We start from the raw sequence: 1,753 nt of genomic DNA on the forward strand, positions 1-1,753 counted from the left end.
TTTTGTCGTGTTGCGACGAGCCTCGTTTCTTCCACGCGTAGTAACCCTGCCGGGAAACGCCGAGGTTGTCACACATGTACACGACGGGGAAACGGGAGATGCCGTCGGCCGGGGCGGCCTTCTTCGGAGCGTGTGCGTCGATGAACTCGAACTTCACTTCTACTGGCTCGCGAAAAAGGCCGGTCGGGTGGCCCGGGGGAATTGCACCTCCGGGCTCCCGCAGAATCCCGGCGTGACGTAGGGTAGACCGCCGACGAGGTGCCAGTTTCCTGGTCCTTTTTCGACGGCCCCCCTCCGAACCGGCCATGCCCGATTTCCGTGGCAGCCGGCTCTCCAGTGCTCATCGTGGTCGCCGTGTGGGACGTCCAGCATGGATGCCTTCATGGCAGACGCGGCAGACGACCAAGGGTCTTGCGGTGGCGAGACGCCATCCGCGTGACCCATTCGGGTTGATGTTGCCGCCCCCTGGGGTTGAGGTCTTTGAGGGCACGGATGTGGTGCACCTCGACCTGCCCGGTGGATCCGCATAGTTCGCAGGCGTCGGCCAGGAGTCGTTGCACGAGCTCTGAGCGGCGATTGCTCCACATGCGTGGGGGGTCGTCGTTGAGGGGTCGTGGTGTGGTGTCCCGCGCCAGGCTGATGCCACCCCAATGCGCTACCAGCGAGGGCCGTCCGCCCTCACGGTCCACGGTGACCTGCAGGCCACGGCGTGGACCGTGCTCGGTGGCCAGAACAGTACGGTAGCGGCGGTAGACCTGCGCGACCCTGATCCGGTACTTGCGGGCCAGGGTCTTGGTCAGCGACCGCTCCATGACGTACGTCAACCGACTGAGCCGATGACGGTTGAACGCCAGCCGGTAGTACTCCGCGACACCCCGGAACTCGGCCTGGAACTGCGCGACGATACTGAAATCGGTATCGACGATGCGTTCGGTGCGCCGGATCGGTGTGCCGTGGTGGAGGTAGGGCGCGCACTTAGCGCGGATCACGTCGGCCGGCACCTTCAGCCCGATCCCCGCGTTGATGCTGCGATGACCGCGCTGATCATGTTTGTGGTCGGCGTGCAAGACCACGATCCGCCATGTCGATGACGGGTTCGACTTCCTGTCGTTGACTATCCGCCGCTACCACCCTAAGGGCGGTGGCACGAAGGTACTCACCAGGCCCAGCAAAGAGGCTCTTGCCAGGATCAGGCGGGGGAACGCGGATACGCTGCGCTCCCTGCGCGGCACCAACGCGGCCGCCGTGATCCAGGTCATGAATCCCCGGATCCGGGGCCAGGCGAACTACTTCCGTAGTGGAGCATCAAAGGAGGCGTACCAACGCCTGGATGATCACCTTTGGCAGCTGATCTACAAATGGCTACGCCACAGGCACCCGGGCAAACCATGGAAGTGGCTCGTCAACCGCTATTTCGGCCCGTTCAATCCGGACAGGAACGACCGGTGGGTCTTCGGCGACCGAACGAGCGGCGCCTACATGCACCGGTACGCCTGGACGCCTATCGTCCGCCATGCCCCAGTACCCGGCAGGAACTCACTCGATGATCCTGACCTCGCCCTCTACTGGGCCGACCGGCGGCGCAGACGAAAGCCACCCCAGCTGGCGAAATCCCTCCTGCGCGCCTTGCGCGCCCAGGAGGGGAGCTGCCCGCTGTGCGGTCTGCCGCTGCTGTTCGTCGGCAATCCACCGGACTCCCCCAACCAGTGGGAGAAATGGTACGCCGCCGTCGGCAGGGTGATGACCTACACGG

At 64.7% G+C, this 1,753-nt stretch carries 2 protein-coding genes; one reads left to right on the top strand and one right to left on the bottom strand.

The window, feature by feature from the left end; genetic code table 11:
- Nucleotides 1–380 precede the first annotated feature (380 nt).
- Entirely contained in the window at nt 381–989 is a 609-nt protein-coding gene (locus U9980_RS08665) for a group II intron reverse transcriptase/maturase (protein ID WP_322767456.1), read from the bottom strand.
- Between the two features lie 61 nt (nt 990–1,050).
- On the opposite strand from U9980_RS08665, the gene U9980_RS08670 reads away from it, so the two are divergent.
- Nucleotides 1,051–1,753: group II intron maturase-specific domain-containing protein (locus U9980_RS08670; RefSeq protein ID WP_322767457.1), on the top strand; the 703-nt coding region annotated here is incomplete at its 3' end.

It is taken from the genome of Protofrankia sp. Cr1, from assembly GCF_963555865.1.
In the GTDB taxonomy this organism is placed as follows: domain Bacteria; phylum Actinomycetota; class Actinomycetes; order Frankiales; family Frankiaceae; genus Protofrankia.